This is a genomic window from Vibrio sp. V03_P4A6T147, assembly GCF_002241085.1.
GTDB lineage: Bacteria > Pseudomonadota > Gammaproteobacteria > Enterobacterales > Vibrionaceae > Vibrio > Vibrio anguillarum.
Genome location: NZ_NDIO01000151.1, coordinates 1 through 2,768, shown reverse-complemented (window position 1 = coordinate 2,768; position 2,768 = coordinate 1). Strand labels below are relative to the sequence as shown.

General features: G+C 45.0%; 2 protein-coding genes. Both read left to right on the top strand.

Going from position 1 to position 2,768, the window contains the following annotated elements:
* The first annotated feature begins 148 nt into the window (after window positions 1–148).
* A complete protein-coding gene (gene aspS / locus B9J84_RS05830; RefSeq protein WP_019282187.1) occupies window positions 149–1,924 on the top strand; it encodes an aspartate--tRNA ligase in 1,776 nt (591 codons plus the stop codon).
* Window positions 1,925–2,044: 120 nt separating this feature from the next.
* Window positions 2,045–2,623: a thymidine kinase gene (locus tag B9J84_RS05825; RefSeq protein WP_094123739.1), complete on the top strand. Its 579-nt coding sequence runs from the start codon at window positions 2,045–2,047 to the stop codon at window positions 2,621–2,623.
* The last annotated feature ends 145 nt before the right edge of the window (window positions 2,624–2,768 follow it).

Below are 2,768 nucleotides of genomic sequence, written 5' to 3'. Positions count from 1 at the left end.
GCAGCAACCCTTGATAAAACACAACAAATTGTATTCTGGAAGGTCGATTTTGCACATCTTTCAGCGTATAAATGGAACTTTGCGCTGCTCAGATAATGACGCTGAGCGGCTTAGAATTGATAACTAATTAGAGATTGGGAAATTCATTATGCGTAGCCATTATTGTGGTCACCTGAACAAGTCCCTCGCAGGACAAACTGTGGAGTTGTGCGGCTGGGTTAATCGCCGTCGTGATTTAGGCGGTCTTATCTTTATTGATATGCGAGATCGTGAAGGCATCGTTCAGGTGGTGGTTGATCCAGATATGGCGGATGTATTTGCAGTAGCTAACCAACTGCGTAATGAATTCTGCATTAAGTTAACTGGTGAAGTACGCGCGCGTCCAGAAAGTCAAATAAATAAAGAGATGGCGACTGGCGAAGTAGAAATTCTCGCGAGTGGGATTTCGATTATCAACCGCAGTGATGTTTTACCACTGGATTTCAACCAAAAGAACTCAGAAGAGCAACGTCTAAAATATCGTTACTTAGATCTACGCCGTCCAGAAATGAGTGATCGTATTAAGCTGCGCGCTAAGGCGTCTAGCTTTGTACGCCGCTTCCTTGATGAACACGGTTTCCTCGATATTGAAACGCCAGTTTTGACGAAAGCAACGCCAGAAGGTGCGCGTGATTACTTAGTACCAAGTCGTGTGCACAAAGGCAGTTTCTATGCACTTCCTCAATCGCCACAACTGTTTAAACAGTTGCTGATGATGTCAGGTTTTGACCGTTACTATCAAATCGTAAAATGTTTCCGTGATGAAGATTTACGTGCTGACCGTCAACCAGAATTTACTCAAATCGATATTGAAACGTCATTTATGACGGCAGATCAAGTGCGTGAAGTGACCGAAAAAATGGTTCGCAACATGTGGCTAGAACTACTAAACGTTGATCTAGGCGATTTCCCTGTGATGCCATACAGCGAAGCGATGCGTCGCTATGGTAGCGACAAGCCGGATCTGCGTAACCCACTGGAATTGGTTGATGTTGCAGACCTTGTAAAAGATGTGGATTTCAATGTTTTCTCTGGCCCAGCTAATGATGCTAAAGGACGCGTTGCGGTTATTCGTGTACCGGGTGGCGCGGCATTAACTCGTAAGCAAATTGATAGCTACGCTGAGTTTGTTGGTATTTATGGCGCGAAAGGTTTGGCGTGGATGAAAGTCAATGACCGCGCTGCTGGCTTAGAGGGTGTTCAATCTCCGGTCGCGAAATTCCTTTCGGCTGACATTGTGGAAGGCATTTTGGCGCGTACTCACGCTGAGTCTGGCGACATCATTTTGTTTGGTGCCGATAAAATAAAAGTGGTGACTGAAGCCTTAGGTGCGCTGCGTTTGAAATTGGGTAAAGATCTTGCGATCACCAATGAAAATTCATGGGCTCCACTATGGGTTGTTGATTTCCCAATGTTTGAGGAAGATGACGAAGGTAACTTGCATGCTATGCATCACCCATTTACCGCGCCACTTAATTTAACCGCGCAAGAGCTGCAAGCCAACCCAGCGGTTGCAAATTCAAATGCTTACGACATGGTATTAAACGGCTATGAAGTGGGCGGTGGCTCGGTGCGTATTCACAATGCTGAAATGCAATCTGTGGTGTTTGATATTTTAGGTATCGATGCGCAAGAGCAACAACTGAAATTCGGCTTCCTATTGGATGCGCTGAAATTTGGTACGCCACCACACGCAGGTCTTGCATTCGGTCTTGACCGTTTGGTGATGCTGTTGTGTGGTACGGAAAATATTCGCGATGTGATTGCCTTCCCTAAAACAACCGCAGCCGCTTGTTTGCTAACGGATGCACCGAGTCTGGCTAACCCAGCGTCGCTCGAAGAGTTGGCGATTGCGGTGACGGTCGCAAAAGAAAAAGCGCAATAAACGCAACGGTAGCAGGGTGGCGAAAGTCACCCTCTTTTTTGCCCCCGCGTAGGGTTATCCTTTTTTATTTGAGTGAACCTTGTTCTCTCGCCAATTGACTTAGTGACAGGAATCTCTCTTTTGGCTCAAATGTATTTCTATTACTCTGCGATGAATGCAGGTAAATCAACCACTCTTCTACAATCTTCTTTCAACTATCAAGAGCGTGGTATGACGCCCGTGATCTATACCGCCGCCATCGACGACCGTTATGGTGTTGGTAAAGTAAGTTCAAGAATAGGATTGGAATCAGACGCCCAGCTTTTTACCGCTAAAACGAATTTGTATGATGAGATCAACGCACTGCACGAGCAACAAAAGCGTCACTGTATTTTGGTTGATGAGTGCCAATTCTTAACCAAAGAGCAAGTCTATCAATTGACTGAAGTGGTCGATAAAATCGGCATTCCGGTACTGTGCTATGGCTTGCGTACCGATTTCTTAGGTGAGCTATTTGAAGGGAGTAAATATCTACTTTCTTGGGCCGATAAGCTGGTGGAATTGAAAACAATTTGTCATTGTGGCCGTAAAGCGAACATGGTCATTCGCACCGATGAACATGGAGTGGCGATTGCCGAAGGTGATCAAGTCTCTATTGGTGGTAACGATAAATACGTGTCGGTATGTCGTCAGCACTATAAAGAAGCCTTGGGTAAGTAAATTCATTACTTCTGCGCCTTGAACAAATTATTCGATAGGGAGGTTTAAGCCTGTCTCTTATACACAAATCCCCAAGCCTCTGCTTGGGGATTTTTTTGAACTAATTTTATGTTTCATGATCTGATCATCTAAGCAATAACAAGGA

Bases quoted from the DNA above. Each gene is read 5' to 3' on its own strand.
- aspS (WP_019282187.1), top strand. From the start codon at position 149: ATGCGTAGCCATTATTGTGGTCACCTGAACAAGTCCCTCGCAGGACAA.